The sequence below is a fragment of the Paracoccus sp. P2 genome (assembly GCF_046335115.1).
Lineage (GTDB): Bacteria > Pseudomonadota > Alphaproteobacteria > Rhodobacterales > Rhodobacteraceae > Paracoccus > Paracoccus pantotrophus.
The window spans coordinates 90541-116586 of record NZ_JBGOSN010000006.1 but is presented as its reverse complement, the minus strand read 5'-3'; the positions used below and the strand labels follow the sequence as shown (position 1 = coordinate 116586).

At 70.6% G+C, this 26046-nt stretch carries 25 protein-coding genes; 12 read left to right on the top strand and 13 right to left on the bottom strand.

What is annotated here, in order from left to right; all coding sequences use genetic code 11:
• The first annotated feature begins 118 nt into the window (after positions 1–118).
• The gene (locus ACDP63_RS06235; RefSeq protein WP_036747270.1) at positions 119–1549 is read left to right on the top strand and encodes a cryptochrome/photolyase family protein; all 1431 of its coding nucleotides are present in this window, start codon (positions 119–121) and stop codon (positions 1547–1549) included.
• A gap of 51 nt (positions 1550–1600) precedes the next feature.
• Here ACDP63_RS06235 and ACDP63_RS06230 read toward each other — a convergent pair whose 3' ends face one another.
• The 4 genes from ACDP63_RS06230 to ACDP63_RS06215 all read right to left on the bottom strand — a co-directional run bounded on the left by ACDP63_RS06230 (position 1601) and on the right by ACDP63_RS06215 (position 4732).
• Positions 1601–2116 carry a gluconokinase gene (locus ACDP63_RS06230; protein ID WP_024843726.1) on the bottom strand — a complete coding sequence of 172 codons (516 nt, stop codon included), beginning with the start codon at positions 2114–2116 and terminating at the stop codon, positions 1601–1603.
• On the bottom strand, positions 2113–3489 hold the full coding sequence (locus ACDP63_RS06225) for a GntP family permease (RefSeq protein ID WP_028709978.1): 1377 nt from the start codon (positions 3487–3489) through the stop codon (positions 2113–2115). Before ACDP63_RS06225 ends, ACDP63_RS06230 begins: the two co-directional genes overlap by 4 nt.
• A 127-nt stretch (positions 3490–3616) precedes the next feature.
• Positions 3617–3895 carry a hypothetical protein gene (locus ACDP63_RS06220; RefSeq protein WP_024843724.1) on the bottom strand — a complete coding sequence of 93 codons (279 nt, stop codon included), beginning with the start codon at positions 3893–3895 and terminating at the stop codon, positions 3617–3619.
• A 63-nt stretch (positions 3896–3958) separates the two neighbouring features.
• A complete protein-coding gene (locus tag ACDP63_RS06215; protein WP_024843723.1) occupies positions 3959–4732 on the bottom strand; it encodes an FCD domain-containing protein in 774 nt (257 codons plus the stop codon).
• 210 nt (positions 4733–4942) lie between these two features.
• Between ACDP63_RS06215 and dld the strand changes: the two genes are divergently transcribed.
• The 7 genes from dld to ACDP63_RS06180 all read left to right on the top strand — a co-directional run bounded on the left by dld (position 4943) and on the right by ACDP63_RS06180 (position 12652).
• Positions 4943–6628: a D-lactate dehydrogenase gene (gene dld, locus ACDP63_RS06210; protein ID WP_024843722.1), complete on the top strand. Its 1686-nt coding sequence runs from the start codon at positions 4943–4945 to the stop codon at positions 6626–6628.
• A gap of 77 nt (positions 6629–6705) precedes the next feature.
• Positions 6706–8472: an L-lactate permease gene (locus ACDP63_RS06205; protein WP_074990415.1), complete on the top strand. Its 1767-nt coding sequence runs from the start codon at positions 6706–6708 to the stop codon at positions 8470–8472.
• Positions 8473–8482: 10 nt separating this feature from the next.
• Positions 8483–9253 (top strand): (Fe-S)-binding protein, encoded by a 771-nt coding sequence (locus tag ACDP63_RS06200; RefSeq protein WP_409927857.1) that lies wholly within the window; start codon positions 8483–8485, stop codon positions 9251–9253.
• On the top strand, positions 9250–10659 hold the full coding sequence (locus ACDP63_RS06195) for a lactate utilization protein B (RefSeq protein WP_024843718.1): 1410 nt from the start codon (positions 9250–9252) through the stop codon (positions 10657–10659). Before ACDP63_RS06200 ends, ACDP63_RS06195 begins: the two co-directional genes overlap by 4 nt.
• Entirely contained in the window at positions 10656–11312 is a 657-nt protein-coding gene (locus ACDP63_RS06190) for a lactate utilization protein C (protein WP_024843717.1), read from the top strand. Before ACDP63_RS06195 ends, ACDP63_RS06190 begins: the two co-directional genes overlap by 4 nt.
• A gap of 50 nt (positions 11313–11362) precedes the next feature.
• A complete protein-coding gene (locus ACDP63_RS06185; protein ID WP_024843716.1) occupies positions 11363–11932 on the top strand; it encodes a 2'-5' RNA ligase family protein in 570 nt (189 codons plus the stop codon).
• A gap of 54 nt (positions 11933–11986) precedes the next feature.
• Positions 11987–12652, top strand: a complete 666-nt coding sequence (locus tag ACDP63_RS06180) for a GntR family transcriptional regulator (protein ID WP_024843715.1) — start codon at positions 11987–11989, stop codon at positions 12650–12652.
• Here ACDP63_RS06180 and ACDP63_RS06175 read toward each other — a convergent pair.
• The 8 genes from ACDP63_RS06175 to ACDP63_RS06140 all read right to left on the bottom strand — a co-directional run bounded on the left by ACDP63_RS06175 (position 12649) and on the right by ACDP63_RS06140 (position 19254).
• Positions 12649–13392, bottom strand: coding sequence for a methyltransferase domain-containing protein (locus ACDP63_RS06175; RefSeq protein WP_024843714.1), 744 nt, complete (start codon positions 13390–13392; stop codon positions 12649–12651). The genes ACDP63_RS06180 and ACDP63_RS06175 overlap by 4 nt on opposite strands.
• A gap of 103 nt (positions 13393–13495) precedes the next feature.
• Entirely contained in the window at positions 13496–14104 is a 609-nt protein-coding gene (locus ACDP63_RS06170) for a pimeloyl-ACP methyl esterase BioG family protein (RefSeq protein WP_024843713.1), read from the bottom strand.
• The gene (gene bioA, locus ACDP63_RS06165) at positions 14101–15384 is read right to left on the bottom strand and encodes an adenosylmethionine--8-amino-7-oxononanoate transaminase (RefSeq protein WP_024843712.1); all 1284 of its coding nucleotides are present in this window, start codon (positions 15382–15384) and stop codon (positions 14101–14103) included. The genes ACDP63_RS06170 and bioA overlap by 4 nt, the downstream gene beginning before the upstream one ends.
• A complete protein-coding gene (bioD, locus tag ACDP63_RS06160) occupies positions 15384–16001 on the bottom strand; it encodes a dethiobiotin synthase (RefSeq protein WP_024843711.1) in 618 nt (205 codons plus the stop codon). Before bioD ends, bioA begins: the two co-directional genes overlap by 1 nt.
• Positions 15998–17119: an aminotransferase class I/II-fold pyridoxal phosphate-dependent enzyme gene (locus ACDP63_RS06155; protein WP_024843710.1), complete on the bottom strand. Its 1122-nt coding sequence runs from the start codon at positions 17117–17119 to the stop codon at positions 15998–16000. Before ACDP63_RS06155 ends, bioD begins: the two co-directional genes overlap by 4 nt.
• Positions 17116–18078: a biotin synthase BioB gene (gene bioB, locus ACDP63_RS06150; protein WP_024843709.1), complete on the bottom strand. Its 963-nt coding sequence runs from the start codon at positions 18076–18078 to the stop codon at positions 17116–17118. The genes ACDP63_RS06155 and bioB overlap by 4 nt, the downstream gene beginning before the upstream one ends.
• Positions 18079–18239: 161 nt before the next feature.
• Complete coding sequence (locus ACDP63_RS06145) at positions 18240–18515, bottom strand: PepSY domain-containing protein (protein WP_024843708.1); 276 nt, start codon at positions 18513–18515, stop codon at positions 18240–18242.
• A 64-nt stretch (positions 18516–18579) separates the two neighbouring features.
• Complete coding sequence (locus tag ACDP63_RS06140) at positions 18580–19254, bottom strand: DnaA N-terminal domain-containing protein (protein ID WP_024843707.1); 675 nt, start codon at positions 19252–19254, stop codon at positions 18580–18582.
• A 482-nt stretch (positions 19255–19736) separates the two neighbouring features.
• On the opposite strand from ACDP63_RS06140, the gene ACDP63_RS06135 reads away from it, so the two are divergent.
• From ACDP63_RS06135 to ACDP63_RS06125, 3 genes are all read left to right on the top strand, one after another.
• Entirely contained in the window at positions 19737–21041 is a 1305-nt protein-coding gene (locus ACDP63_RS06135; protein WP_028709961.1) for an AAA family ATPase, read from the top strand.
• Positions 21038–22147, top strand: a complete 1110-nt coding sequence (locus tag ACDP63_RS06130) for a ParB/RepB/Spo0J family partition protein (RefSeq protein ID WP_024843705.1) — start codon at positions 21038–21040, stop codon at positions 22145–22147. The genes ACDP63_RS06135 and ACDP63_RS06130 overlap by 4 nt, the downstream gene beginning before the upstream one ends.
• 145 nt (positions 22148–22292) lie before the next feature.
• Positions 22293–23276, top strand: a complete 984-nt coding sequence (locus ACDP63_RS06125; RefSeq protein ID WP_024843704.1) for a hypothetical protein — start codon at positions 22293–22295, stop codon at positions 23274–23276.
• Here ACDP63_RS06125 and ACDP63_RS06120 read toward each other — a convergent pair.
• Complete coding sequence (locus ACDP63_RS06120) at positions 23233–24255, bottom strand: AraC family transcriptional regulator (protein ID WP_024843703.1); 1023 nt, start codon at positions 24253–24255, stop codon at positions 23233–23235. The two genes, ACDP63_RS06125 and ACDP63_RS06120, sit on opposite strands and share 44 nt — an antisense overlap.
• A 128-nt stretch (positions 24256–24383) precedes the next feature.
• On the opposite strand from ACDP63_RS06120, the gene ACDP63_RS06115 reads away from it, so the two are divergent.
• Positions 24384–26042, top strand: a complete 1659-nt coding sequence (locus ACDP63_RS06115; protein ID WP_024843702.1) for an acyl-CoA synthetase — start codon at positions 24384–24386, stop codon at positions 26040–26042.
• Positions 26043–26046: the final 4 nt, after the last annotated feature.

Sequence of the window (26046 nt, the reverse complement as noted above, 5' to 3'; positions counted from 1 at the left end):
GCCCTGCGCGCGCCCGCCTTCCGGGGCCGGTCTTCCCGGCCGCCATCGTCCGCGTCCCCGGCGCCGGCGCGCGAAACTGCTCGCCGGCCGGCGGCGAGCCCCAGCCGGACCCCTGCCCATGCCGCCCAGCATCCTCTGGCTTTGCCGCGACTTCCGTTTCCGGGACAATGCCGCCCTGGCCGCCGCCGCCAAGGCGGGGCCGGTGCTGCCGGTCTTCCTGATCGACGCCGCCTTGCGGGCGCAGGGCGCGGCCAGCCGCTGGCGGCTCCAGCGTGCCCTGCTGGCCTTCGACGCCGAGCTGCGCCGCCGCCATGGCGCGGCCGTGCTGGTGCTGGAGGGCGAGCCCGAGGCCATCCTGCCCGCCCTCGCTGCCCGCATCGGCGCGCAGACCGTGCATCGCAACGACTGGCCCGAGCCCGCCACCCTCGCCGCGCAGCAGCGGCTGGGCCGGGCCTTGGCCGGCACGCCGGCGCGGCTGGTGCTGCATCCGGGCCACCTGCTTGCCCATCCCCGCGCCCTGCGCACCGGCTCGGGCGGCGCCTATCGCGTCTTCACCCCCTTCGCCCGCGCCCTGCGCGCCATCGGCCCCGACCGGCCCGTTGCCGAGACCGCAAGGCTCGCGCCGCTGGCCGACCCGCCGCAGGGCCTCGCGCCCGACCGGCTGGAGCTGGCGCCGGACCTGCATCGCGGCCGCGCGGTGCTGGAACGCCACGCCCTGCCCGCGGGCGAGGCGGCGGCGCTGGCCCGGCTCGGCGCTTTCCTGGACCGCGCCGCGGATTACGCCGCGCAGCGCGACCGCCCCGACCTTGCCGCCACCTCGGGCCTGTCCGAACATCTGGCCATGGGCGAGATCGGCCCGCGCGACCTCTGGGCCATGGCCTCGGCCCGCGCCCAGGCCGATGCCGCCGCCGGCGCCGGCATCGCCGCCTTCCTGACCGAGCTGATCTGGCGCGAATTCGCCTGGCACCTGCTGGTGGAATTTCCGCGGCTCGCCCAAAGGCCCTGGCGGCCGGAATGGGCGGATTTCCCCTGGCAGGGCGACGGCGCCGCGCTGACCCGCTGGCGCCGGGCCGAAACCGGCATCGCGCTGGTCGATGCCGGGCTGCGCGAGATGCGCGTGACCGGGCGGATGCACAACCGGGTGCGCATGGTGGCGGCCAGCTGGCTGACCAAGCACCTGCTGGCCGACTGGCGGCTGGGGCTGGCGCATTTCGCCGACAGCCTGACCGATTGGGATCCGGCCGCGAATGCGATGAACTGGCAATGGGTGGCGGGCTGCGGCCCGGATGCGGCGCCCTTCTTCCGCATCTTCAACCCCGAACGGCAGGCCGCGCAATTCGACCCGCAGGGCCGCTATCGCCGGCGCTGGCTGCTGGGCTGGCAAGGCGCCAAGGGCGAGGAGGCGCGGGCCTATCTCGACAGCCTGCCGCCCGGCTGGGAGGTGGCACGCGCCTGGCAGGACCGCGCCACGCCCGGCGGGCTGGCCCAGGGCCGGGCCCGCGCGCTCAAGGCCCATGCCGCCTTCCGCCGCCAGGCCCCCGGCCCCTGACCGGCCGGCGGCCGCGCCGCCCCGGTCCTGCGCATCGCGAAACCCGCGGGCCTAGCCCTCCAGGCCCAGCAGGCGCAGGGCCTGCCGGACCTGGTCCTCGACCGACAGAGCCATGTCCACCACCGCGCCATCCTCGTCGGCCGCCAGCGGCTCCAGGGCGGCCAGCTGCGAATCCAGCAGCTTGGCGGGGAAGAAATGCCCCGCACGATGCGACAGCCGGCTCTCCAGCAGCTCGCGCGGGCCATGCACGTGCAGAAAGCGCACCCGCGGCGCGCCTTCGCGCAGGATGTCGCGATAGGCCCGCTTCAGCGACGAACAGCCCATGACCGAGGGCCGGCCCAGCGCCTCGTTGCGCGCGATCTCGTCGGCCAGCGCCCGCAGCCAGGGCGCGCGGTCGTCGTCGTCCAGCGGAATGCCGGCGCGCATCTTGGCGACATTGGCCTCGGGGTGGAAACTGTCGCCCTCGACGAAGGGCCAGCCCAGGTGCCGGGCCAGCGCCTCGCCCGTGGTGCTTTTGCCGGCGCCCGAGACGCCCATCACCACGACATGCTGCACCGCGCCCTTCACAGCAGCCACCAGCCGATCAGCGCGAAGCCAAAGGCGATGCTGCCCAGCAGCGTCTCCATCACCGTCCAGGTCTTGAGCGTGGTCTTTTCGTCCATCTCCAGGAAGCGCCCGACCAGCCAGAAGCCGGAATCGTTGAAATGGCTCAGCACGGTCGCGCCGCCGGCGATGGCCACCACCAGGAAGCAGCGGTCGAACTCGCTCAGCCCCGTCGTCGCCGCCACCGTGGGCGCGATCAGCCCGGCGGTGGTGGTCAGCGCCACCGTGGCCGAACCCTGCGCCACCCGCAGCGCCGTCGAGATGACAAAGGCCGCCACGATCAGCGGCATGCCCACCGCGTCGAGGCTGGAGGCCAGCGCCTCGCCGATGCCGCTGGCGCGCAGCACGCCGCCGAACATGCCGCCGGCGCCGGTCACAAGGATGATGGCGCAGATCGGCGCCAGGGCGCTGTCCATGATGCGCTCGACCTCGGTCGCGCTGCGGCCCCGGCCCAACAGCGCCATGGCCACCAGCACGGTGATCAAGAGCGCGATGGGCGTCTGGCCGATCAGCCGCAGCACCGTGACCCAGCCCGCGCCGGCATCGACGACGCCCATGGTCGCCAGCGTGCCCAGCCCGGTGTTCAGGAAGATCAGCCCCAGCGGCAGCAGCAGCACCAGCATCACCGTGCCGAAACTGGGCGGGATGCGGTCATGGCTCTCGGCATCGATCGCGCCCAGGATCTGCGGGATCGGCAGGACGAAGCGCCGCCCGGCCCAAAGCCCGAACAGGTAGCTGCCGAAGAACCAGGTCGGCAGCGCCACGACCAGCCCGACCACCACCAGAAGCCCGATATCCGCGCCCAGAAGGTCGCCCGCCGCCACCGGCCCCGGATGCGGCGGCAGCAGCGCGTGCATGGCGGCAAAGGCCCCGGCCGCCGGCAGCGCGTAAAGCAGCACCGAGCCGCCAAAGCGGTAAGCCACGCTGAAGATGATCGGCAGCATCACCACCAGCCCGGCATCGAAGAAGATCGGAAAGCCGAACAGCAGCGAGGCCACGCCCAGCGCGAAAGGCGCGCGCTCGGCGCCGAACTGGCCGATCAGCCGGTCCGCCAGCACCTGCGCGCCGCCGGTGATCTCCAGCAGCCGGCCGATCATGGCGCCGAAACCCACCAGCAGCGCCACCGTCGCCAGCGTCGAGCCGAAGCCCTGCATCAGCACCCCGATGACATCGGCCATGGGAATGCCCGCGACCATGGCGGTCATCAGGCTGACCAGGACCAGCGAGACAAAGGCATGCAGCCGGAACCGCATGATCAGGACCAGCAGCACAAGAACCGCCGCCAGGGCGATCAGCAACAGCACGGCCGTGCTGTGAACGGGCTCGACAGAATTCATGAAAGAGGCTCCTCCAGCGAAAGGGTCGTGGGACGGCCCTGGGCTCGTGTCCGCCGCGGCTTGAGGGGGCGGCCAGGCATCCGTCGGTTTTCGTGGCCGTTAGCGTTAACAGGTGCCGGGTGAAAAGTTAAGATGTTTCGCGCCGGTGCCGCGACGCGGTGGCAAGATCATGCAGCAGGCGCATCTCGTCCGACAGCGCCAGCTCCAGCGCGGCCTCCTCGCCCGCCAGGGCGCCGGGATCCTCCTGGCCGTCCAGCATCACCTCGCGGTCCTCCAGCCATTGCAGCATCTGGGCCCGCATATCCTCGGGCGAAAGTTCCAGCAGCTTCTGAAAGGTGCGGCGATGCGCGATCACCCGGCCTTCAAGGCCGTCGATCCGCGCAGCCAGCCTGTCCATCCTGTCCATGCGCGATTTCCCTGATGTTACCGGAAATCATGATGGCACAGATGCCGGAACCGGCAAAGCCGTTCAGTTCCGCGAGGTCAGGCTGCCGCCCTCGATCCGCCGCAGCGAGATTTCCAGCCGCGCCTCGGCGGCCATGATCTCGGCGCGCACGCGCTTGGTATAGATCATGTGGTCCTGCGCCGCCCGCGCCGCCGCCGGCGCGTCGCAGGCCATGATCGCGTCATGGATGGCGCGGTGCTGGGCGCGCAGCACGTCGCGCACCTCGGGCCTTGCATACAGCTTTTCGCGGTTGTGGAACACGCCCTTGCGCAGCATGCCCGACAGCGCCCGCATGATCTGCAGCAGCACGATATTGTGGCTCGCCTCGTAGACCGCGACATGCAGGTCCACATCCGCCTCGGCCTCGTCGCGCGGGTCGGCCTTGTCATGGGCCTCGTCGATGCGCTCCATGCAGCGGCTCAGGGTCTGGCGATCCACGTCATTGGCCCGCGTCGCCGCCAGGCTGGCCGCCATGCCCTCCAGCGTGGCGCGCAGTTCCAGGTAATCGTCCACCACCTCGGGGCGCGAGGCCATCAGCTCGACCAGCGGATCGGTGATGCTGGTCGCCAGCGGCGCCACCCGCCGCCCGCCGCCCGGATCGGCGACGATCAGCCCCTTGTCCTCCAGCATGCGGATGCCCTGGCGCAGCGTCGGGCGCGACACGTTCAGCCGCAGCGCCATCTCGCGCTCGGCCAGCAGCGGGTCGCCGGGGCGCAGCGAGCCTTCGAGAATCAGATCCTCGATATGGCGCGCGGTGGTTTCCGCGGCGGGGGCGCCCTTGTTCACTTCGCTGGGCATCTGCGACTCCTCTGGCAACGGCCGCGATTTCAGGGGGTTAAGCGGCGGCTTCCGGTCCCGAAGATTAGCCGCAGCGCCGGGTCCGGCGCAATGGATTTCCCACTTGACCCAAGCGGTAAAATTATTTTACCAATAACAGAGGGAAGGTAAAGCGATCTGCCCAGCCGGTGCCATGCGGCGCCGGGTTGATCGCATCAAGGGGGGACAGTCATGACGGCAGACCGTGCGGACCTGCTGGACCGCCTGCGCGCCATCGTCGGGCGGGCGCATGTGCTGACCGCGCCCCGCGCCACCCGCCGCTACACCCGCGGCTTCCGCTATGGCGAGGGGCCGGTGGTCGCGGTGGTCCGCCCCGGCACTCTGGTCGAGATGTGGCGGGTCTTGAACGCCGCCGTCGCCTCGGGCCGCGCGGTGATCCTGCAGGCGGCGAATACCGGGCTCACCGGCGGCTCGACCCCCTGGGGCGATGACTACGACCGCGAGATCGTGCTGGTCTCGGTCATGCGCCTCAAGGGCATCCACCTGCTCGGCGCCGGCGAACAGGCGGTCTGCCTGCCCGGCGCCACGCTAGACGCGCTGGAAAAGCGCCTGCGCCCGCTGGGGCGCGAGCCGCATTCGGTCATCGGCTCCTCCTGCATCGGCGCCTCGGTGCTGGGCGGCATCTGCAACAACTCGGGCGGCGCGCTGATCCAGCGCGGCCCGGCCTATACCGAGATGAGCCTTTACGCCGAGGTGCGCGCCGACGGCTCGGTGGCGCTGGTCAACCACCTGGGCCTCGATCTGGGCGACGACCCCGAGGACATCCTGGCCCGCGTCGAGACGGGCGACCTGCCCGCCCCCGCCCCCACCGACGCCTGGGCCTCGGACCGCGACTATGCCGAGCATGTCCGCGACATCGAGGCCGAGACGCCCGCCCGCTTCAACGCCGACCCGCGCCGGCTGCACGAGGCCTCGGGCTGCGCCGGCAAGCTTGCCGTCTTCGCCGTGCGGCTGGACACGTTCCGGGCCGAAAAGGACACGGCGGTCTTCTATATCGGCAGCAACGACCCCGACGAGCTGACCCGGATCCGCCGCCATATCCTGGCGCATTTCCAGAACCTGCCCATCGCCGGCGAATACATCCACCGCGAAGCCTATGACGTGGCGGCGCAATACGGCAAGGACACCTTCCTGTTCATCCGCCATGCCGGCACCGACCGCATGCCGGCCCTGTTCGCCGCCAAGGCGCGCATGGACGCGCTGACCGAGCGGCTGGGACTGGGCGCGACACTTTCGGACCGGCTGGCGCAGGGGATCGCATCCCTGATGCCCCAGCACCTGCCCAAGCGCATGAACGATTTCCGCGACCGCTACGAGCATCACCTGCTGCTGCGCATGGGCGGCGCCGGCATCGCCGAGGCGCGCGCCTATCTTGACGCCATCTTCCCCTCGGCCCAGGGCGACATGTTCGAATGCACCCCGGACGAGGGCAAGGCCGCCTTCCTGCACCGTTTCGCCGTGGCCGGCGCCGCCGTGCGCTACCGCGCCATCCATGCCCGCAAGGTCGAGGACATCGTGGCGCTGGACATCGCGCTGCGCCGCAACGACCGCGACTGGGTCGAGCGCCTGCCGCCCGAGCTCGACGCGAAGCTCGCGAAAAAGCTCTATTACGGGCATTTCTTCTGCCACGTCTTCCACCAGGATTACGTGGTGAAAAAGGGCCAGGACTGCCTCTCCGTCGAGCATGAGATGTGGCGGCTCTTGGACGAACGCGGCGCCGAATACCCGGCCGAGCACAATGTCGGCCACCTTTACCACGCCAAGCCGGAACTGGCCGGCTTCTACCGGCAGCTGGACCCGACCAACAGCCTGAACCCCGGCATCGGCCAGACCTCGAAATGCGCGCATTGGCACTAGGCCGCGCCATCCAAGACGACCGCGCAGCATTGCGCACCCGCAACGGCGGAACCGCCCGCCCCATCTGAGGAGGAAAGATGGCTGGACTTATCACATTCATCCTGGCCCTGCTGCCCATCGCCACGGTCTTCGTGCTGCTGGTGGTGCTGGCGAAATCGGCCAAGTTCTCGATGCTGGTGGCCTATCTCGTCACCGCCGCCACCGCCCTGCTGATCTGGGGCACGGAACTGAACAAGGTTCTGGGCGCCACGGTGAACGGCGTCGTGACCGCCGTCAGCCTGCTCTACATCGTCTTCGGCGCCATCCTGATGCTCTATGCGCTGGAGGAAAGCGGCGGCATCCGCTCGATCCGGGCCGGCTTCACCTCGATCTCGCCCGACCGGCGGGTGCAGGCGATCATCATCGCCTGGCTCTTCGGCTCGCTGATCGAGGGCGCCTCGGGCTTCGGCACGCCGGCGGCCATCGCCGCGCCGCTGCTGGTCGCCATCGGCTTTCCGGCCATGGCCGCGGTCATGGTCACGCTGATCATCCAGAGCACGCCGGTTTCCTTCGGCGCGGTCGGCACGCCGATCCTGGTCGGCGTGCGCACCGGCCTGGCCGACCAGCAGATCGTCGAGTCCACCATCGCGCCGATGGCCTTCGGCGACTACCTGCTGGAGATCGCAACCAAGGTCGCGATGATCCACGGGCTGATCGGCTTCCTGATCCCGCTGATCCTGGTCGGCATGCTGACCCGCTTCTTCGGCGCCAACCGCTCCTTTGCCGAGGGCTTCCGCATCTGGAAATTCGCGCTCTTCGCGGGCCTCGCCTTCACCCTGCCCTATTACATCATCGCAGCGACCCTGGGGCCGGAATTCCCCTCGCTGCTGGGCGGCATCATCGGGCTCATGATCGTGGTGCCGGCGGCGCAGCGCGGCTTCCTGATCCCGAAGGAAAGCTTCGACTTCCCGCCGCGCCGCGACTGGGGCGCCGACTGGACCGGCAAGCTCGACGATCTCGAGGATCACAATGCCCACAAGCCGGTGATGCCGCTGGCCAAGGCCTGGGCGCCCTATGTCTTCGTCGTCGCCCTGCTGGTCCTGACCCGCTCGGTCGCGCCGATCAAGGCCTGGCTGACCTCGCCCGAGATGACCATCGCCTTCCGCGACCTGTTCGGCTCGGGGATCAACGCCTCGGTGCAGGTGCTGTTCCTGCCCGGCACCATCCTGATCCTGGCCTCGCTCTTTACCTTCGTGCTGCATGGCATGTCGGGACGCGACTACGGCCGGGCGCTGAAATCCTCGGGCACGACCATGATCGCCGCCGCCCCGGCGCTGCTGCTGGCGGTGCCGATGGTGCAGGTGTTCCTGAACTCGGCTTCGGACAGCTATGCCAGCATGCCCATCGTGCTGGCGCAGGGCGTCTCGTCGGTGGTGGGCGATGCCTGGCCGATGTTCGCGCCGCTGATCGGGGCCATGGGCGCCTTCGTCGCCGGCTCGAACACGGTCAGCAACATGATGTTCTCGCTGTTCCAGTTCTCGACCGCCGAGCAGATCGGCCTGGGGGCGGCGGGCGCGGGCACCGTGGTGGCGCTGCAAGCCATCGGGGGCGCGGCCGGCAACATGATCTGCGTGCATAACGTCGTCGCCGCCTCGGCCACCGTCGGCCTTGTGGACCGCGAGGGCGCGATCATCCGCAAGACCCTGATCCCCATGGCCTATTACGTGGTGCAGGGCGGGCTGATCGGCTTCGCGCTGCTGACCGGCAACCTGATGTGGTGGGCCGCCGCCGCGATCTGGGCCGCCGCCGTGCTGTTCTTCATGTCGCGCAACCGCGGCGCCGTCCCGGCCGCCGTGACCAACTAGGGGAAAGCCCATGACCGGAGAGCCAAAACCGACGGTCGGTCTGTTCGTGACCTGCCTTGTCGACGCCATCCGCCCGCAGATCGGCTTCGCAACCCTCCAGCTTCTTCAGGAGGCGGGCTGCGTGGTCGAGGTGCCGCAGGCCCAGACCTGCTGCGGCCAGCCGGCGCTGAACAGCGGCGACGACCGCGACGCGGCGCATCTGGCCCGCCAGACCATCGCGGCGTTCGAGGGCTACGACTATGTCGTCCTGCCCTCGGGCTCCTGCGCGGCGACCATGGTGCATGGCTATCCGGAGCTTCTGGCGGGCGACCCGGACTGGGCCGCCCGCGCCCAAGCCATGGCCGCGAAAACCCATGAGATCACCAGCTTCCTCTGCGATGTCATGGGCTACGCGCCCGCGGGGCGGAGGCTCAATGCCTCCGCCACCTATCACGACAGCTGCTCGGGCCTGCGCGAGCTTGGCATCGCCGCCCAGCCCCGCGCGCTGCTCAGCCATGTCGAGGGGCTGGAAATGCGCGGCCTGCCCGGCAACGATGTCTGCTGCGGCTTCGGCGGCACGTTCTGCGTGAAATATTCCGACATCTCGAACGCCATCGTCACCGAAAAGGCCGAGGCCGTCGAGGAGACCGGCGCCGAGATCCTGCTGGCCGGCGATCTCGGCTGCCAGATGAACATGGCCGGCAAACTGCATCGCCGCGGCGCAAAGACGCGCTGCTTCCACGCGGTCGAGGTGCTGGCCGGCCGTGCCGACGGCCCCGCCATCGGCGAGGAGGCATCATGAGCGCCCGGCCCGATTTCAAGACCCGCGCCGGGGCGGCCCTGGCCGACCCGGTGCTGAAGGTCGCCATCGACCGCACCACCGGCAATGCCGAAAGGAAGCGCGCCGCCGCCCTGGCCGCCTTTCCCGAGTTTGAGACCGCCCGCGCCCGCGGCCAGGCGATCAAGGACCATGTCACCGCCCATCTGGGCCACTATCTGGAACAGTTCGAGCGAAACGCCACCGCCCGCGGCGCGCAGGTCCACTGGGCTGCCGACGATGCCGAGGCCCGCGCCATCGTCACCCGCATCTGCCTGGCCGCCGAGGCGAAGCTCGTGACCCGCGCCAAATCCATGCTGGGCGAGGAAATCGGCCTGCCGCATGCCCTGGCCGATGCCGGCATCGAGCGGGTCGAGACCGACCTGGCCGAGCATATCATCCAGCTGGCGGGCGAGGCCCCCTCGCATATCATCTGGCCCGCCATGCACCGCACCCGCGAACAGGTGGCCGAGCTTTTCAAGACCGGCCACCAGCCGCCCCCCGCCGCCGAGGATCCGGCGACCATGGTGCAAAGCGCCCGCCGGGTGCTGCGCGAGAAATTCCTGTCCGCCGATATCGGCATCTCCGGCGCGAATTTCCTGGTCGCCGATACCGGCGCCACCTGCACCGTCACCAACGAGGGCAATGCCGAGCTGACCACCACGCCGCCGCGCATCCATATCGTGACCGCGGGGATCGAAAAGCTGGTGCCCTCGACCGCGCATGCCTTTGCGCTCTTGCGCCTGCTGGTGCGGTCGGCGACGGGCGGCGAGATGACGCAATACACCACCTTCCATGCCGGCCCCAGGCGCCCCGGCGATGCCGACGGGCCCGAGGAGATGCATATCGTGCTGGTCGACAACGGCCGCAGCCGGATGCTGGCCGACGAGTTCCGCGAGATGCTGCGCTGCATCCGCTGCGGCGCCTGCATGAACCATTGCGTCGTCTATCGCCAGATCGGCGGCCATGCCTATGGCGGCACCTATCCCGGCCCGATGGGCTCGGTGCTGACGCCGGTGCTGGACGGGCTCGCGGCCTCGCGCGACCTGCCCAATGCCTGCACCATGAACGGCCGCTGCGCCGAGGTCTGCCCGGTCGGCATCCCGCTGCCGACGCTGTTGCGCGCCTGGCGCCGCCGCAGCTGGCGCGAGGGGCTGGAGCCCGGATCGCTCCGCGCCGGCATCGGGATCTGGGCGCAAGTCGCCCGCCGCCCGCGGCTCTATCGCCTGGCGACCCGCATCGGCCTGCCGCTGATGCGGCTGTTCGGCAAGGGCGGCTGGATCGCGCGCCTGCCGCTGGCCGGGGGCTGGACCGCGCATCGCGACCTGCCCCGCCCGGCGCCGCAAAGCTTCATGGATCAATACCGCGCCCAGCAAAAGGCCCGCAAATGACCGCCCGCACCCGCATCCTCTCGGCGATCCGCACGGCCCTCGGCCCCGGCAAGCCGCCGGCGCAGATCGCCGCCGAGGCCGCCGCCCTGCTCGACGATCCGGACGCCGCCCGCCCGCGCCTGGCCGCGCCGAGCCTGCCCGACGCCTTCGCGCAGAAGGCGACCGCGCTCGGCACCAGCATCGACCGCATCGGCAGCCTGGCCGAGCTGCCGCGGGCCATGGCCCGCTATCTCGACGCCCATGGCCTGCCGCCCCGCTTCGCCATGCAGCCCGCGCCGGAACTGGCGGCGCTCGACTGGTCGGGCCTCGCCCCGCATCCGGGCATCGCCCCGGACGAGCCCGCCGCGCTCGGCCTCGCGCTGCACGGCATCGCCGAAAGCGGCTCGCTGGTCATCCATTCGGGACCGGAAAACCCGATCCTCATGGCCTTCCTGCCGCTGCACCATGTCGTGCTGCTGCGCGAAGCCACGCTGCTGCCCTATCTGGAAGACTACGCCGCCCGCCTTTCCGCGCAGGCCGTGCCGCGCAACGCCATCCTGATCACCGGCCCCAGCGGCACCACCGATATCGAGGGCAGCTATGTCCGCGGCGCCCATGGCCCCGGCTTCCTGCACGTGATCCTGATCGCCGAGGCCGGGGCAGAACCGGGCTGACCGCCGCCCCGATCTGCCCTAGCATGGCGGCACCCGATCGGAGGGCCGCCATGCAAGACGCCGCGCAAGCGCAGGACATGCAGCAGGAAACGCCGCGCGAGCATTTCCTGCTTTTCGTCGCCATCCCGCCGCCCGAGGTCGCGGCACGGATCGAGGATGCCTGGCGGCTCGCCAATCGCCGCGACCGCTTTCGCCGCGCCACGCTGCACATGACCATCCTGCCGGTGATCCGCACCCCGCAGCTGGCGCCGGGCATGGCCGAGGCGCTCGGCCGGCCGCTCGACGGGCTCGACTTTCCCGCCTTCGACCTGGTGCTGGACCGGCTGACCACCTTCGGCCCGCCGCGCCGCCGCGACCGGCCGCTGGTGCTGGTCGGCCAGCAGGAACACCCCGCCCCCGACGCGCTGTGCCAGGCGCTCTGGCGGCGCCTCGCCCATGCCGGCCTGGCCGTCGCCCGCCACCGCGTCACCCCGCATGTGACCCTGGCCTATGGCAAACCCCTGCCGCCCGAGGGCATCGCCGTGCCGCCCGTGCATTGGCGCGTGGACGAGCTGGTGCTGATCGACAGCCTGCAGGGGCTGGGCCGGCATGTTCCGCTGGCGCGCTGGCCGCTGCCCTGAAACGGCCCCGAAGCCTTATCGACAATCCGCGCCCCCCGGCTTATCCATGCCGCCATGAGCGCAGGATCAGAAGAAACCCTGGCGGTCCGCATCAGCCGCGTGCTGGCCGACCGGATCGTGGCGGGCGAGATCGGCCCCGGCGAGCGCCTGCGCCAGGACCGCATCGCCGAGGAATTCGGCGCCAGCCACGTCCCGGTGCGCGAAGCCTTCCGCCGGCTCGAAGCCCAGGGCCTCGCCATCAGCGAACCGCGCCGCGGCGTCCGCGTCGCCGCCTTCGACCTGCCCGAGGTCAAGGAGGTGGCCGAGATGCGCGCCGCGCTGGAAGAACTCGCGCTGCGCCACGCCGCGCCGCACCTGACCCCGGCGATCCTCAATGCCGCCGAGGAGGCGACCAAGGCCGGCGACGCCTCGCGCGACGTGCGCTCGTGGGAGGCGGCGAACCGCCGGTTCCACAAGCTGATCCTGACCCCCTGCGCCATGCCGCGCCTGCTCGCCGCCATCGACGACCTGCATGCCGCCAGCGCCCGCTTCCTGTTCGCCGCCTGGCAGTCGAACTGGGAAACGCGCACCGACCACGACCACCGCGCCATCCTGGCCGCGCTGCGCAAGGGCGAGGTGGACCTGGCCTGCGCCACGCTGGCGCGCCATGTGCGCTGGATCGGCCGCCGCCCGGCCCCCCCGGCCAGCGACAAGCGCGACGCCTTCGCCATCCACGGCTAGGCCGCCTTCCGCGCCACCAGCCAGCTTGCGACATAGGTCAGCGCCACGCCCCGCGCCCCGCCATGCCGCGCCTCGTAACGTGCCATGAAGTCGCGCAGCGCGCCGGGCGAGCGGAACTGCCCGGCGCAGCCGTTGACCCCGGTGGCGCGCAGATGCCGCAAGACCTCCAGCGCGCCGGGGAAATGCAGCACGATCCGCCATTCCCCCGCGCCATGGCCCTGCCAGCCCGGCGGCAGCAGCGCCGCCATCCCGGCCCCGGTCAGATAGGACGGCGCCGCCGCCCGGCTGCCCAGCGCCCGCAGCTCGGGAAAATGCCCCGGCGCAAAGCCCGAAATCGCCAGCCAGCCGCCCGGTGCCACCGCCCCGCACAGCCGCGCCATCACCCGCGCCGGATCCTCGACCCATTGGAGCATCGAGGCCGAGGCCGCCAGCTCCACCGCCCCCGGCAGCGCCACCTCGGCCACGTCGCCCGGCAGGTAATCCGCCGCGACCCCCGGCAGTTCCGGCGCCGCCAGGTCGTTCAGCCACAGCCGCGCCGGCCGCAGCCCCAGCAGGTGCCGGGTCAGATGGCCCGAGCCATGGCCCGCCTCCAGCACCCGCGTCGGCCGATGCCCCGGCGCGGCGCGGCGATAGGCCGCAAACAGCCGCGCCGCGATCCGCCTTTGCGCCAGCGCCGCGCCGTCATAGGTCGCCATGCCGCGCGCGAAGGACCGCGCCACCCGCCCGGCCAGCGCATTCATGCCCCGGCCCCCGGCATGGGGCGGCAGGGCAAGGGCTTCCCCCGGCCCGCGCCTTTCGGACCGCACCCATGCCCCCCGGCCAGCGCGAATGCCGATGCCCGGCTCATGCCAGCACCTCGGCCCAGTCGCGCCATTGCGCAAAGGGATTGTGCCCGCGATCCAGCACCCGCATCTCGACCGGCCAGCCCTGCCAGGCGCGGCGCAGGTTCCTCAGCGCAAAGATGCGGTCGGCCGCGCCCAGCCAGATGCGGTCGAAGCCCGGCACCTGCCCGGCATCCCAGCCCATCACCGCCTGCAATTCCTCGCGCAGCGCGGCGGGATCGGCGCCCGCGGCGACGGCGCAGCCCGCCCGCCGCCCGAATTTCCGCAGCGCGGCCGGCGACAGGTTCTCGGCCGTGGCCCGCACCACGTCCCGCGGGATGCCCAGATCGTCGTCGCAGGGCGCCCATGAGCCGCAGGCCGCCACCTTGCGGCGGAACAGGTCCAGCCCCGGCAGCCGGCAGGCCGCCGCCACGCCAAAGGACCAGGCGACCAGGTCCATCGCCGCATAGCCCCGCGGCCAGTCCGGCGGTGTCAGGTCGCGGTAATCCGACAGCACCAGCACATCGGCCGGACCGGCCAGGTGCCGGAACGGCTCGGGCCCCACCGCCCAGCCGGTCAGCACCACGATCAGTTCCTCGGCGCCCGCGCGCTTCAGCCATTCCGCCCTCATGGCCAGCCCGCGATCTCGACCATGGCGGCGCAGATGCGCGCCACCTCGTCCGGCGCCGCGACAAAGGGCGGCATGCAGTAAAGCAGCCGCCCGAAGGGCCGCAGCCACACCCCGCTGTCGCGGCAAAAGCCATGCGCGCGCGCCATATCGACGGGCTCGCGCAATTCGATCACCCCGATGGCGCCCAGCACCCGCACATCGCGCACGCCGGGCAACCCGCGCGCCGGGGCAAGGCCGCGGCGCAGCCCCGCCTCGATCCCCGCGACCTGCCCCTGCCAGCCGCCCTCGGCCAGCAGGTCCAGGCTCGCGCGGGCCGCGGCGCAGGCCAGCGGATTGCCCATGAAAGTCGGCCCGTGCATCAGCACCGGCGCCGGCCCCTCCGCAATCGCCTCGGCCACCCGGCCTGACGCGACGGTGGCGGCAAAGCTCATCATGCCGCCGGTCAGCGCCTTGCCGAGGCACAGGATGTCCGGCACCACCCCGGCGCGCTGCATGGCGAACAGCGTGCCGGTGCGGCCGAATCCGGTGGCGATCTCGTCCAGGATCAGCAGCACGCCATGCCGGTCGCACAGCGCGCGCAGCCCCTCCAGCCAGCGCGGGTGATAGAACCACATGCCGCCCGCGCCCTGCACCACCGGCTCGACGATGAAGCCGGCGATCTCATGCGCCTTCTCGGCAAACAGCGCCTCGACCGCGGCAAGCCCGTTCCGCGCCGGATCCTCGTCCCATTCCGCACCGAAGGGAATGGGCGGGCGCGGCACGAAATGCTGCACCTGCAAGGCGGCGCCGAAATGGGCATGCATCCCGGTTTCGGGATCGCAGAGGCTCATCGCCTTCCAGGTATCGCCGTAATAGCCGCCGCGGGCGCTGGCGAAACCCGTCCGCCCCGCCTGCCCCAGCCCGGCCTGGGCCTGCACCGCCATCTTCAGCGCCACCTCGACCGCGACCGAGCCGCTGTCGCTGTAAAAGATGCGGTCCAACCCCGCCGGCAGCATCGCGACCAGCCGCCGCGCCAGCCCGACGGCCGGGGCGTGCGTCAGCCCGCCGAACATCACATGCGGCAGGCGCTCCAGCTGCGCCTGCATCGCCGCGACCAGCCGCGGGTGGCGATGGCCATGCGCCGCCGCCCACCAGGAGGACATGGCGTCGATCATCCGCGCCCCATCCGCCAGCGTAAGCCAGACCCCCTCGGCCGCCGCGACCTCATGCACCGGCCCCGGCGCGCGCATCGAGCCATAGGGATGCCACAGGTGCCGCCGGTCGAATGCCAGATCCCGCATCACAGCACCCCCCGGATTGCCGCCACGTCGATGCCGGCAAAGGCATCGGCCAGCGCCTCGGCCGTCACCCGCTCCAGCAGCGGCAGCCGGCCCAGGTCGCGCACCGCGCCGATCTCGCAGATCACCCGGCGGCTGTCCTCGGCCTCCGCGCCGATGAAGGCCACGCCCGCCACCCGGCAGCCCGCCGCCCGCAGCGCCGTCAGCGACAGCAGGGAATGGTTGATGGTGCCCAAGGCGGTGCGGCAGCACAGCACCACCGGCGCGCCCCAGCCGGCGATCACCTGCAGGTAAAGCAGGCGCCGGGTCAGCGGCACCATCAGCCCGCCCGCCGCCTCGACCACCAGCGGGGCCACCGGGGGCAAGGCCAGCCGCACCGGGTCGATCGCGACCCCCTCGCGCTCGGCCGCCAGATGCGGCGAGGCCGGCAGGCGCAGCCGATAGGCCTCGGGCAGCACCGGACGGCCGGAAAGCCGCGCCACGATCTCGCTGTCGGTCTCCTCCTCCAGCCCGGCCTGCACCGGCTTCCAATAGCTCGCGCCCAGCGCGCGGGTCAGCCCGGCGCTGAACACGGTCTTGCCGATGCCGGTATCGGTGCCGGCGACCACCACCGCGCTCATGCCGCCGCCCTTTCCAGCGCCGCGATGGCCGCGAACAGCGCCGCGATATCCTCCGCCCCGACATTGCCGGTGACGGACAGGCGCAGCCGCGCCGTCCCCTTCGGCACGGTCGGCGGCCGGATGGCGCGGATGTCGAAGCCCTGCGCCTGCAAGGCCCCGGCCAGCGCCAAAGCCCGCCGGTCGTCGCCGACGATCACCGGCACGATCTGGCTCTGCGCCGCGATGCCGCAGCCCCGCGCCGCCTCGGCCGCCAGCGCCATGCGCGCCCGCGCGCCCGCGACCAGCGCCGGCTGATCCGCCAGCGCCCGCAAGGCCGCGCGCAGCACCGCCGCCGACAAAGGCGAGGGCGCGGTGGCATAGATGAAGGGTCGCGCCTTGTTCACCAAGGTCTCGACCAGCACCCGGTCGGCGCAGACCAGCGCGCCCGAGCCGCCCAGTCCCTTGCCGCCGGTATGCAGGCTCACCAGCGCGCAGCCCAGCCCATGCGCCAGCCCCCTGCCCTGCGGGCCGAAAACGCCGGTCGCATGCGCCTCGTCGACCACCAGCACCGCGTCCTCGCGCGCGGCCAGCGCGGCCAAAGCCGGCAAGGGCGCCAGGTCGCCCTCCATCGAATAGACGCTTTCGACCGCGATCCAGACCCGGCCGCGGCCGCCCGCATCGCGCCACTCGGCGATCACCCGCGCCGCGTCGCCGGCATCGTTATGGGCAAAGCCGCGGCATTCCGCCCGGCCCAGCCGCATCCCCTCATGCGCGCTGGCATGGACCAGCGCGTCATGGACCACCAGGTCGCCCTGCATCGGCAGCGCCGAAAAGATCGCCTGGTTGGCCTGGAAGCCGCCGCCCATGTAAAGGCACGCCTCGGCGCCGAAGAAATCCGCCGCCTCGGCCTCCAGCGCCTGATGCTCGGCATGGTTGCCGCGCAGCAGCCGCGACCCCCCGGCGCCCACCGGCACGCCGCGCGCCAGCGCATCCCGCGCCGCCCGCGCCAGCAGTGCCGACCCCGCCAGCCCCAGATAGTCGTTCGAGGCGAAGTCCAGCCCCGCCGCCGGCGCCACCCGGCGCAGCCGCCCGCGCCGCGCCAAGGCCTCCAGCGCCGCCCCGTGCCGGGAAAAGCTCATGCCGCGCAGCCCTCCCGCGATGCCTCCGGCACCTCGGCCCGCAGCCCCAGCCTGGCGAACAGCCGCGCATCCTTGTCCTCGCCCGGGTTTCCGGCGGTCAGCAGCACATCGCCGACGAAGATCGAATTGGCGCCGGCGAAAAAGCACATCGCCTGCATCTCGTCGCTCATCTCGGACCGGCCGGCCGACAGCCGCACATAGGATGTCGGCATCAGGATGCGCGCCGTGGCGATGGTGCGCACCATCTCGATCGGGTCCAGCTTGGGCACATCGGCCAGCGGCGTGCCCGCCATCGGCATCAGCATGTTGATCGGCACCGATTGCGGCGGCACCTCCAGCCCGGCCAGCGTCTCCAGCATGGAAATGCGGTCCGCCTCGGTCTCGCCCATGCCGACGATGCCGCCGGCGCAGACATGGATGCCCGCCGCCTGCACCCGCTCCAGCGTGTCCAGCCGGTCCTGGAAGCTGCGCGTGGTGATGATCTCGGAATAATAGCGTTCCGAGGTGTCGATATTGTGGTTGTAATAATCCAGCCCCGCGTCCTTCAACCGCAGCGCCTGGTCCGCGTCCAGCATGCCCAGCGTCATGCAGGTCTCCATCCCCAGCGCCTTGACGCCGCGGATCATCGCCAGCACCGCCGGCATGTCGCGTTCCTTGGGCGACCGCCAGGCCGCGCCCATGCAATAGCGCGTCGCCCCCGCTTCCTTGGCGCGCCGGGCCTCGGCCAGCACCCGCTCGACCTCCATCAGCTTCGAGGCCGAGAGTTCCGAGCCGTTGCGCGCCGATTGCGAGCAATAGGCGCAATCCTCGGGGCAGCCGCCGGTCTTGATCGACAGAAGCTTCGAGCATTGCACGACATTCGGGTCGAAATGCGCCCGATGCACGGTCTGGGCCTGGAACAGCAGGTCCATCAGCGGCTGGCGATAGATCTCGGCGGCGCGGCGCGATTGCTGGGGCATGGATACCTCCCTGAGCCTTGAATCGGGGAGTATCTATAAAACCGGAATCGCGCCCTGTTAATCTGGATATATTATCTATTATTTATCGGGCCGGGATGGGGGCAAGAAAACGTTGACCTTTCAACGCCTTGCGCCTGCCCCTCCCGATCCGGAAGGCCGGTTCAGTCATCCATGCCCAGCTCTGCCAGGCTGGCGGGATGGAACGGCACCTCGACCCGGCGGCCGGTTTCGTCCTTGCCATGCACCTCATTGCAGCCGTCCTCGACGGCGACATTATGGACCGGCCAGCCCTGCCCCTTCAGCCGGGCCTCCAGCCCCTCGACGGGGCGCCCGCCCGCCCGCGGCACAGGGCAATCGGCAAGCGCGGCGACGGGACAGGCCAGGGTGATCAGGGCCGCGGCGCCCAGCGACAGGGCGCATGATTCTTTCTCCTGCATTTGCGTTTTCGCGCCGCCGCAATAGCAGGGCCGGGCTGACAGCCCGCTTGCAGCGCCCGCGCCTTCACGGGCCCAGGATGCGCAGCTTGCCGACGCGCCCGTCGCAGCGTTGCACGGCGATGCGCAGCCGCTCCAGCAGATGCGTCTGGACGTAATTGGCGTGAAAGCGGCTGGGCGCGAACAGGGTCAGGCAGCTTTCGCTGCGCTCGGCCTCGATCAGCCCGGCGAACCAGGCGTCGAACAGCGCCGGATCCTCCTCGGCCAGCCGGGCGCGCGCCTCGGCCCATAGCCCCTCGGCCGGCATCGGCTCGGGCCGGTGCAGCGGCACGACATTGCTCGTCGGCTCGGCGCGCTTGCCGCCGACCCGCTCGACGAAATCCGGGCCGATATTCGGCCATTCCGGCTTTGTATCCAACAGGATACGCTCCAGGTTCAGGCCCAGGACCGACACCCGGCCGCGTGCGCCCTGCTGCTTGATCTCGATCCAGCCCAGGGCGCGCAGCTTGGCCATCTCGCGCTTGACGGTGCGTTCGTCGACGCACCACAGCCGGGCGATCTCGCGCTGGCCGATGGTCAGTTCGTCGCGCTGCCAGTTGTAGCGGGTGGTGATCAGTGCCATCAGCCGCAGCACCAGGCGCTGGCGATGCTTGTCGCCGGCCAGCCCATGCGCCATCATGGCCGAGAGCAAGTCATATTTCTTCGCCGCCGCCTCTCGGCCGACGGCACGCATCACCTGCATGTCTGCTCCTGCGCCCCGGTATTCCCGGCTGCCTTCCATCTGCCCGCCTCGCCCTGCCCATCGGGGCAAGACCGGATGACCGCGTCGGTTTGGCACCGTTTGAAACGCTTTTCGTCATCCCTTTCGTATTTGCGTCCTGAAATCCGATTCTGTCAAGCGATTCCCCGCCGGCCGGATTTCCCGGACCAAATCATCAAAGAAAATCGGTATCAAATGGTATAGGGGGTCATTCAGGCCGTCCCCCATTGCCGCAGTTTTGTCCCCCAATCCGGGGTGCAACGCGCCAACCCGTCCCCCATTGCCGCGTTAGCGTTCCGGGTTTTGCGGCGCCGGGATTCGCCGGGCGATTCGCCGGGCGACGCAGGAAAACCCCGCAATCTCCGCATCCTGACCATTCCATTAAAACGCCTTTTGCCAAATGTGCAAATCCGGCGTAAAAGCGAAACGGAAGAAAATCTGCGTCCTAAAAATACAGGCATCCTATGTATACGCACGAAGACCTCGCCAAGCTGCAGGCGCAATCCTTGAAGATGCAGGGCTGGATCCGGCGCCAGACCTTCAGCCCGGCCAATGAGAAGACGCTGCGCCGCTTCTCGAGCTGGGAGGTGTCCGAACTGATCTTCCGCATCAACCAGTCCACCTTCCGCGGCAAGCTCGCGGCCGAGCCGAACCTTCCCCTCGGGGAAGTCGAGGAGGACGGCCGCCAGCGCTGGTTCTCGCTCGACGAGATCAACGAGCTGCGCCGCCGCATCCGCATCAACCGCAAGACGCTGATGCCCTGGCGCCCCGAGGGCAAGCGCGCCTTCCGCGCCGCCATCGCCAATTTCAAGGGCGGCGCCGGCAAGTCGACCGTGGCGCTGCACTTTGCCCATGCCGCGGCGCTGGACGGCTACCGGGTGCTGGTCGTCGATTTCGACCCGCAGGCGACGCTGAGCCATTCCATGGGCCTGACCGATGTCGGCGAGGACCATACCGTCTGGGGCATCATGGCCCGCGACCTGGAACGCGAGACCGACCGCATGAACGCCGCCGCCCGCGGCGCCGAGTCGGGCACCGCCCTGCCCCAGCGCAAGCTGCCGGCCTCGATCCGCGACATGGGGCTCGGCATGCTGCGCCCGGCGGACTTCATCAAGCCGACCGCCTGGCCGACCATCGACATCATCCCGAGCTGCGCCAATGCCGCCTTCGTCGAGTTCGCCAGCGCCCAGTACCGGCACCTGAACCCGGAATGGACCTTCTTCGGCGCGGTGTCGCGCTTTCTCGACAGCCTGGCGGACGATGCCTATGACCTGATCCTGTTCGACTGCCCGCCGGCCATCGGCTACCAGTCGATGAACGCGGTCTTTGCCGCCGACATGCTCTATATCCCCTCGGGCCCCGGCTATTGGGAATACGACTCGACCACCAGCTTCATCGGCCAGCTCTCCGAGGCGCTGGAAGACCTGTCGCATGGCTTCGAAAACTTCCCCACGGGGAAGATCAGGCTGCCCAAGGCCTTTGCCGACATCCGCTTCCTGATGACGCGCTACGAGCCGTCGAACGAGCTGCACCAGGCGATGTACGGCGCCTTCCAGCAGGTCTTCGGCCAGCACATGGCCCAGCACCCGATCGAGCTCACGCGCGCGGTCGAGCAATCGGGCCGGTTCCTCAGCTCGATCTACGAGATCGACTATCGCGAGATGACGCGCGGCACCTGGCGCCGGGCGCGGGCGACCTTCGACCAGGCCTATGAAGAGTTCAAATCCCATGTCGTCGCGGCCTGGGACAAGCTGGAGGATGAGGCATGAGCCGCAAACGCCGCATGTTCGAAATCGAGATGCCGGACGAGCCCGCCGAGGTCGCGCCGGAAACCTTCCCCGCGGGGAAGGAGGAAAAGGAGCATCGCCGCGGCCCGATGGCCACCGCCATCACCGAGACGGCGGAATCCACCCGCGACCGCGCCCGGCTGGAGGCGCAGATCCGGGCCGAGAACGATGCGCTGGCCCAGGAACATGTGCGGCTGAAGCGGGCCGGGCTGATCACCGACCTGATCCCGCTGGACGCCATCGACGCGCAGAAGCTGATCCGCGACCGCGCCGCGGGGCCGGATTACGAGCTGACCGAACTGGTCGAGTCGATCCGCGACATCGGGCTGTCGAACCCGATCCGGGTCGAGCCGGCCGAGGGCGGCCGCTATGAGCTGATCCAGGGCTGGCGCCGGCTTTCGGCCTATCGCCAGCTGCTGGAGGAGACGGGCGATGCCGAGAAATGGGGCCGCATCCCGGCCGGCATCGCGGCGCGCGGCGACGAGCTGGAGCGGCTATACCGGCGCATGGTCGACGAGAACATGGTGCGCAAGGACATCTCTTTCGCCGAGATGGCGCAGCTGGCGCTGCATTACGCCATGGACCCGGTGACCGAGGAGAGCGACCCCGAGAAGGCGGTGGCGATCCTGTTCAAATCCGCCGGCTACCAGAAGCGCAGCTATATCCGCAGCTTCATCCGGCTGGTCGAGGCCCTGGGCGATGCCTTGCTATACGCGCCCGACATCCCGCGCGCGCTGGGGCTGGCGCTGGCGCAACGGCTGGACGAGGTGCCGGGCACGGCGGCGGCGATCCGGGCCGAGCTGAAGAACTGGGATTCGCGCTCGGTCAAGGACGAGCTGGAGCTGCTGCGCCGCTATGCCGGGCTGGCGGGCGACGCGGAATCGCCGGCCGCCGCGCCGCGCAGCACCACGCCGACCGTCCCCGCGGGGAAGGCCCGCATCAGCTTCCAGATCCAGCGGCCGCAGGGCAGCGCCAAATGCACCGCCTCGAACGGGCGGCTGGAGATCCGGCTGCCGCGCGACTTCTCGGCCGTGGACCGGCGCAAGCTGGAGGCGGCGGTGCGGGTGATGCTGGAGAGCCTGGATTGACCTTCCCCGCGGGGAAGGTCCGGCCCCGGCCGCGGTCCCCGGCGGCCGGGATGGGGCATCGGGGCAGGGGGGTGAAAAGCCCCTCTTCCAGTGATCCGCAAAATGGGGTTATTCTGCGGATAAGGCTGCTTGCAGGTCGGGAAACATGCCATCCGCTTCGGACATAGAATATCACGGAAAATCGGCTGCGCATCAGTTTTTTGATGCGGCGGACTGGTTTTCCGCTCAGGCCGGGCTGGCGCCGGAACTGGCGCGGGCCGCCTTCGCGCTGGGCCGGCTGGAGGGCGCGGTCGCGGCGCTGGAACCCGAGGCGCGGGCCGGCGCCAACCGCCGGCTGGCGCTGATCGAGGTCGAGGCGATGCTGTGGGCGCAGGGCACGCCCTTGCGGCGCGAGGAGATCGGCCGCGACCTGATGGAGGCGCGGGCCGGCGCCGACCTGGAGGCGATGCGGCTGGCGCGCTGGGGCATCCGTCGGCTGGAGGGGCAGGGCGATCCGCGCGAGTTGCGCGGTTTCCTGGGCCTGCACCGGGCCGCGGTCTCGGGGCTGGACGAGCTGCTGGCGACGCGGCCGACCGGGCAGGATTTCGACGCGGCGGTGGAGGAGTTCCGGCAACTGGCCGGGCAGGTCGCGGCGCTGTCGCCGCTGGTCCGGGCGGCGGCGCTGCGGGTGTTGTGGCGGCTGTGCGGTCTGTCGGCGCCCGAGATGCTGGCCGAGCCCGCGACATGGACGGCGCGCGACATGGCCGAGGGCTGCGAGGCGCTGCGCTTTGTCCCGCTGGGCCGGCATGGCCGCGCGGTCTGGGTCGATGCCGGCCCGCCGGCCGAGCGCATGGCGCGGCATCTTGCCGCGGTCACGGCGGGGATTCAGGACGCGCGGCACGAGCTGGCACGGGTCGCCGACTGGCAGGCCCGCGCACAGGCGGCGATGGCCGGGGTCAAGGGCGACAATGCCGGCCGGGTGATCCGGGCGCTGGCGGCGCATCCCCTGCTGAACGCGGCGATGCTGGAGGACAGCGCCGGCATCAGCCGCGACACCGCCGAGCGGATGCTGGCGCGGATGAAGGCCATGGGCCTGGCGCGCGAGATCACCGGCGGGCGGCGGTTCCGGCTGTGGATGCTGGCGGGCTGAGCGCGTCGCGGCGGAAGGCGGCCGGCGTGGTGCCGGCGAGTTTCAGGAAGGCGCGGTGGAAGGCGCTGGGTTCGCCATAGCCGAGCCGGGTGGCGATCTCGGCCACGCTGAGGCCGGTGTCGCGCAGAAGCTGGCGGGCGCGCATCAGCCGGATCTCGGCGCGGATGGCGGAAAAGCCCTGGCCCTCGGCCCGCAACCGGCGGCGCAGGGTGGCGGGGGCCAGGCGCAGCTCGGCGGCGAGGCGGTCGAAATGAGGCCAGTCCTCGGGCGGGGCGGCGCGCAGCCGGCTGCGGATGCGCGCGGAAAGCCCCTGGTCGTGGCGATAGCGCAGCAGGATGTTGGCGGGGGCACCGCGCAGGAAGGTCTCCAGCGCCTTTTCGCTGCGGATGGTCGGCAGCGAGAGGTAGCTGGCGGCGAAGCTCAGCCGGCTGGCGGGCTGGTCGAAATGCACCGGGGCGCCGAAGAACTGGTGATAGTCGCGGCGGTTTTCCGGCGCCGGGCAGGCGAAATCCACCTGCATCAGCGGGATGCGGCGGCCGATCAGCCAGCACATCACCCCCAGCAGGATCAGCCAGTAGCTGCGATAGGCGAAGGCGCGTCGCGGCGGGCCGGCGTCGCTGAGCAGGATCTCGGCCTGGCCGTCGCGCAGGCGCAGGGTGCCGGTGGGGTCGTCCAGGGTGACGGAGAGAAACAGCAGCGCCCGGCGCAGGGCGCGTTCCAGCGTGCCGGCATGCAGCACCGCATGGCAGAGCAGCTGGAAGCTGCCGGGGCGCATGGGGCGGGCGGCCTCGTCGAAAAATTCGTCGCGGATGCGCTCGGCGATGGCGAGCCAGAGCTTGCCGTATTGCAGGTTCGAGACCGGCTCGCCCAGGGCGGGGATGCCGGCATGGGCCAAGAGCGGCGCCGGGTCGATGCCGCGGCGGTGCAGGCAGTCCAGCGCGTCCTCGACGAAGCCGGGGGTGATGGTGCGGCGTTCCATGGCGCCCCTTGTTGCAAAACCGATCAGATATTCTGGCCGCCAATGGCATTGTTTGCAATGTCGCCGGCGCTAAGCTGCCGGCGAACTCGGGGAAACCGCGCCATGCGGGAGAGTTGAGGAGGAGAGACATGTCTGCGACCACCCTGTCCCGGACGCGCTATGACGAGGCCGTGGCGCGCTTTCGCATCGAGGACGCCATCGCCGGGCTGCGCGGCGACCTGGAGACCGGGCTGAATGCCTGCGTCGAATGCTGCGACCGCCATTGCGGCGCGAACCGGGTGGCGCTGCGCTGCCTGTCGCCGGACGAGGCGCTGGTGGAATACAGCTTCGAGGATCTGCGCGGCATGGCGGCGCGGGCGGCGAACCTGATGCGCGACAAGGGCATCCGGCCGGGCGACGTGGTCGCCGGGCTGTTGCCGCGCACGGTCGAGCTGGTCGCGGTGGTGCTGGGCGCCTGGCGGCTGGGCGCGGTCTATCAGCCGCTGTTTACCGCCTTCGGCCCCAAGGCCATCGAGCACCGGCTGAAGACCAGCGGCGCCAAGCTGGTGGTGACGAATGCCGCGCAGCGCCCCAAGCTGGACGAGGTCGAGGATTGCCCGCTGGTCGCCGTGCTGCGCGGCGAGGCGCCGTTGGCGCCGGGCGACGTGGATTTCCGCGCGGCGCTGGCCATGGCCTCGGACCAGTTCGAGCCGGTGATGCGGCGCGGCGAGGATCTGTTCATGATGATGTCCACCTCGGGCACCACCGGCCTGCCCAAGGGGGTGCCGGTGCCCTTGCGGGCGCTCTTGGCCTTTGGCGCCTATATGCGCGATGCGGTGGACCTGCGCGAAAGCGACGTGTTCTGGAACATCGCCGATCCGGGCTGGGCTTACGGGCTTTATTACGCGCTGACCGGGCCCTTGCTGCTGGGCCAGCCGACGATCTTCTACGAGGGCGGCTTTACCGCCGAGACGACCTATCGGATCATCGAGCGCATGGGGGTGACGAGTCTTGCCGGCTCGCCCACCGCCTATCGGCTGCTGATCGCGGCGGGGCCGGAGGCGGCCGCGGCGGTCAAGGGGCAGCTGCGGGTGGTCAGTTCCGCCGGCGAGCCGCTGAACCCCGAGATCATCCGTTGGTTCGGCGAGCATCTTTCGGTGCCGATCCACGACCATTACGGCCAGACCGAGATGGGCATGTGCGTGAACAACCATCACGGGCTGGAGCATCCGGTGCGTCCGGGCTCGGCCGGCCTCGCCATGCCGGGCTATCGCGTGGTGGTGCTGGACGATGACGGTAACGAATTGGGGCCGAACCAGCCGGGCGTGCTGGCCATCGACATGAAGCGTTCGCCGCTGATGTGGTTCTCGGGCTATCTGAACCAGGCGACGCCGGCGCTGGCGGGGGGCTATTACCGCACCGGCGATTCGGTGGAGTTCGAGCCGGACGGGTCGATCAGCTTCATCGGCCGGTCGGATGACGTCATCACCTCCTCGGGCTATCGCATCGGCCCCTTCGACGTGGAAAGCGCGCTGATCGAGCATCCCGCGGTGGTCGAGGCGGCGGTGGTGGGCGTGCCGGACCCCGAGCGCACCGAGATCGTGAAAGCCTTCGTCGTGCTGGCCAAGGGGGCGGAGGGGACCGAGGCGCTGCGCGAGGAACTGGCGCAGCATGTCAAGAAACGCTTGTCGGCCCATGCCTATCCCCGGATGATCGATTTCGTCGCCGACCTGCCCAAGACGCCGAGCGGCAAGATCCAGCGTTTCATCCTGCGCAAGGCGGAAGTCGAGAAACTGGCCCGGAAATAAGGAC

Bases quoted from the DNA above. Each gene is read 5' to 3' on its own strand.
- ACDP63_RS06235 (WP_036747270.1), top strand. From the start codon at position 119: ATGCCGCCCAGCATCCTCTGGCTTTGCCGCGACTTCCGTTTCCGGGAC.
- ACDP63_RS06225 (WP_028709978.1), bottom strand. From the start codon at position 3,489: ATGAATTCTGTCGAGCCCGTTCACAGCACGGCCGTGCTGTTGCTGATC.
- ACDP63_RS06220 (WP_024843724.1), bottom strand. From the start codon at position 3,895: ATGGACAGGATGGACAGGCTGGCTGCGCGGATCGACGGCCTTGAAGGC.
- ACDP63_RS06215 (WP_024843723.1), bottom strand. From the start codon at position 4,732: ATGCCCAGCGAAGTGAACAAGGGCGCCCCCGCCGCGGAAACCACCGCG.
- dld (WP_024843722.1), top strand. From the start codon at position 4,943: ATGACGGCAGACCGTGCGGACCTGCTGGACCGCCTGCGCGCCATCGTC.
- ACDP63_RS06205 (WP_074990415.1), top strand. From the start codon at position 6,706: ATGGCTGGACTTATCACATTCATCCTGGCCCTGCTGCCCATCGCCACG.
- ACDP63_RS06200 (WP_409927857.1), top strand. From the start codon at position 8,483: ATGACCGGAGAGCCAAAACCGACGGTCGGTCTGTTCGTGACCTGCCTT.
- ACDP63_RS06195 (WP_024843718.1), top strand. From the start codon at position 9,250: ATGAGCGCCCGGCCCGATTTCAAGACCCGCGCCGGGGCGGCCCTGGCC.
- ACDP63_RS06190 (WP_024843717.1), top strand. From the start codon at position 10,656: ATGACCGCCCGCACCCGCATCCTCTCGGCGATCCGCACGGCCCTCGGC.
- ACDP63_RS06185 (WP_024843716.1), top strand. From the start codon at position 11,363: ATGCAAGACGCCGCGCAAGCGCAGGACATGCAGCAGGAAACGCCGCGC.
- ACDP63_RS06180 (WP_024843715.1), top strand. From the start codon at position 11,987: ATGAGCGCAGGATCAGAAGAAACCCTGGCGGTCCGCATCAGCCGCGTG.
- ACDP63_RS06175 (WP_024843714.1), bottom strand. From the start codon at position 13,392: ATGAATGCGCTGGCCGGGCGGGTGGCGCGGTCCTTCGCGCGCGGCATG.
- ACDP63_RS06170 (WP_024843713.1), bottom strand. From the start codon at position 14,104: ATGAGGGCGGAATGGCTGAAGCGCGCGGGCGCCGAGGAACTGATCGTG.
- bioA (WP_024843712.1), bottom strand. From the start codon at position 15,384: ATGCGGGATCTGGCATTCGACCGGCGGCACCTGTGGCATCCCTATGGC.
- bioD (WP_024843711.1), bottom strand. From the start codon at position 16,001: ATGAGCGCGGTGGTGGTCGCCGGCACCGATACCGGCATCGGCAAGACC.
- ACDP63_RS06155 (WP_024843710.1), bottom strand. From the start codon at position 17,119: ATGAGCTTTTCCCGGCACGGGGCGGCGCTGGAGGCCTTGGCGCGGCGC.
- bioB (WP_024843709.1), bottom strand. From the start codon at position 18,078: ATGCCCCAGCAATCGCGCCGCGCCGCCGAGATCTATCGCCAGCCGCTG.
- ACDP63_RS06145 (WP_024843708.1), bottom strand. From the start codon at position 18,515: ATGCAGGAGAAAGAATCATGCGCCCTGTCGCTGGGCGCCGCGGCCCTG.
- ACDP63_RS06140 (WP_024843707.1), bottom strand. From the start codon at position 19,254: ATGCAGGTGATGCGTGCCGTCGGCCGAGAGGCGGCGGCGAAGAAATAT.
- ACDP63_RS06135 (WP_028709961.1), top strand. From the start codon at position 19,737: ATGTATACGCACGAAGACCTCGCCAAGCTGCAGGCGCAATCCTTGAAG.
- ACDP63_RS06130 (WP_024843705.1), top strand. From the start codon at position 21,038: ATGAGCCGCAAACGCCGCATGTTCGAAATCGAGATGCCGGACGAGCCC.
- ACDP63_RS06125 (WP_024843704.1), top strand. From the start codon at position 22,293: ATGCCATCCGCTTCGGACATAGAATATCACGGAAAATCGGCTGCGCAT.
- ACDP63_RS06120 (WP_024843703.1), bottom strand. From the start codon at position 24,255: ATGGAACGCCGCACCATCACCCCCGGCTTCGTCGAGGACGCGCTGGAC.
- ACDP63_RS06115 (WP_024843702.1), top strand. From the start codon at position 24,384: ATGTCTGCGACCACCCTGTCCCGGACGCGCTATGACGAGGCCGTGGCG.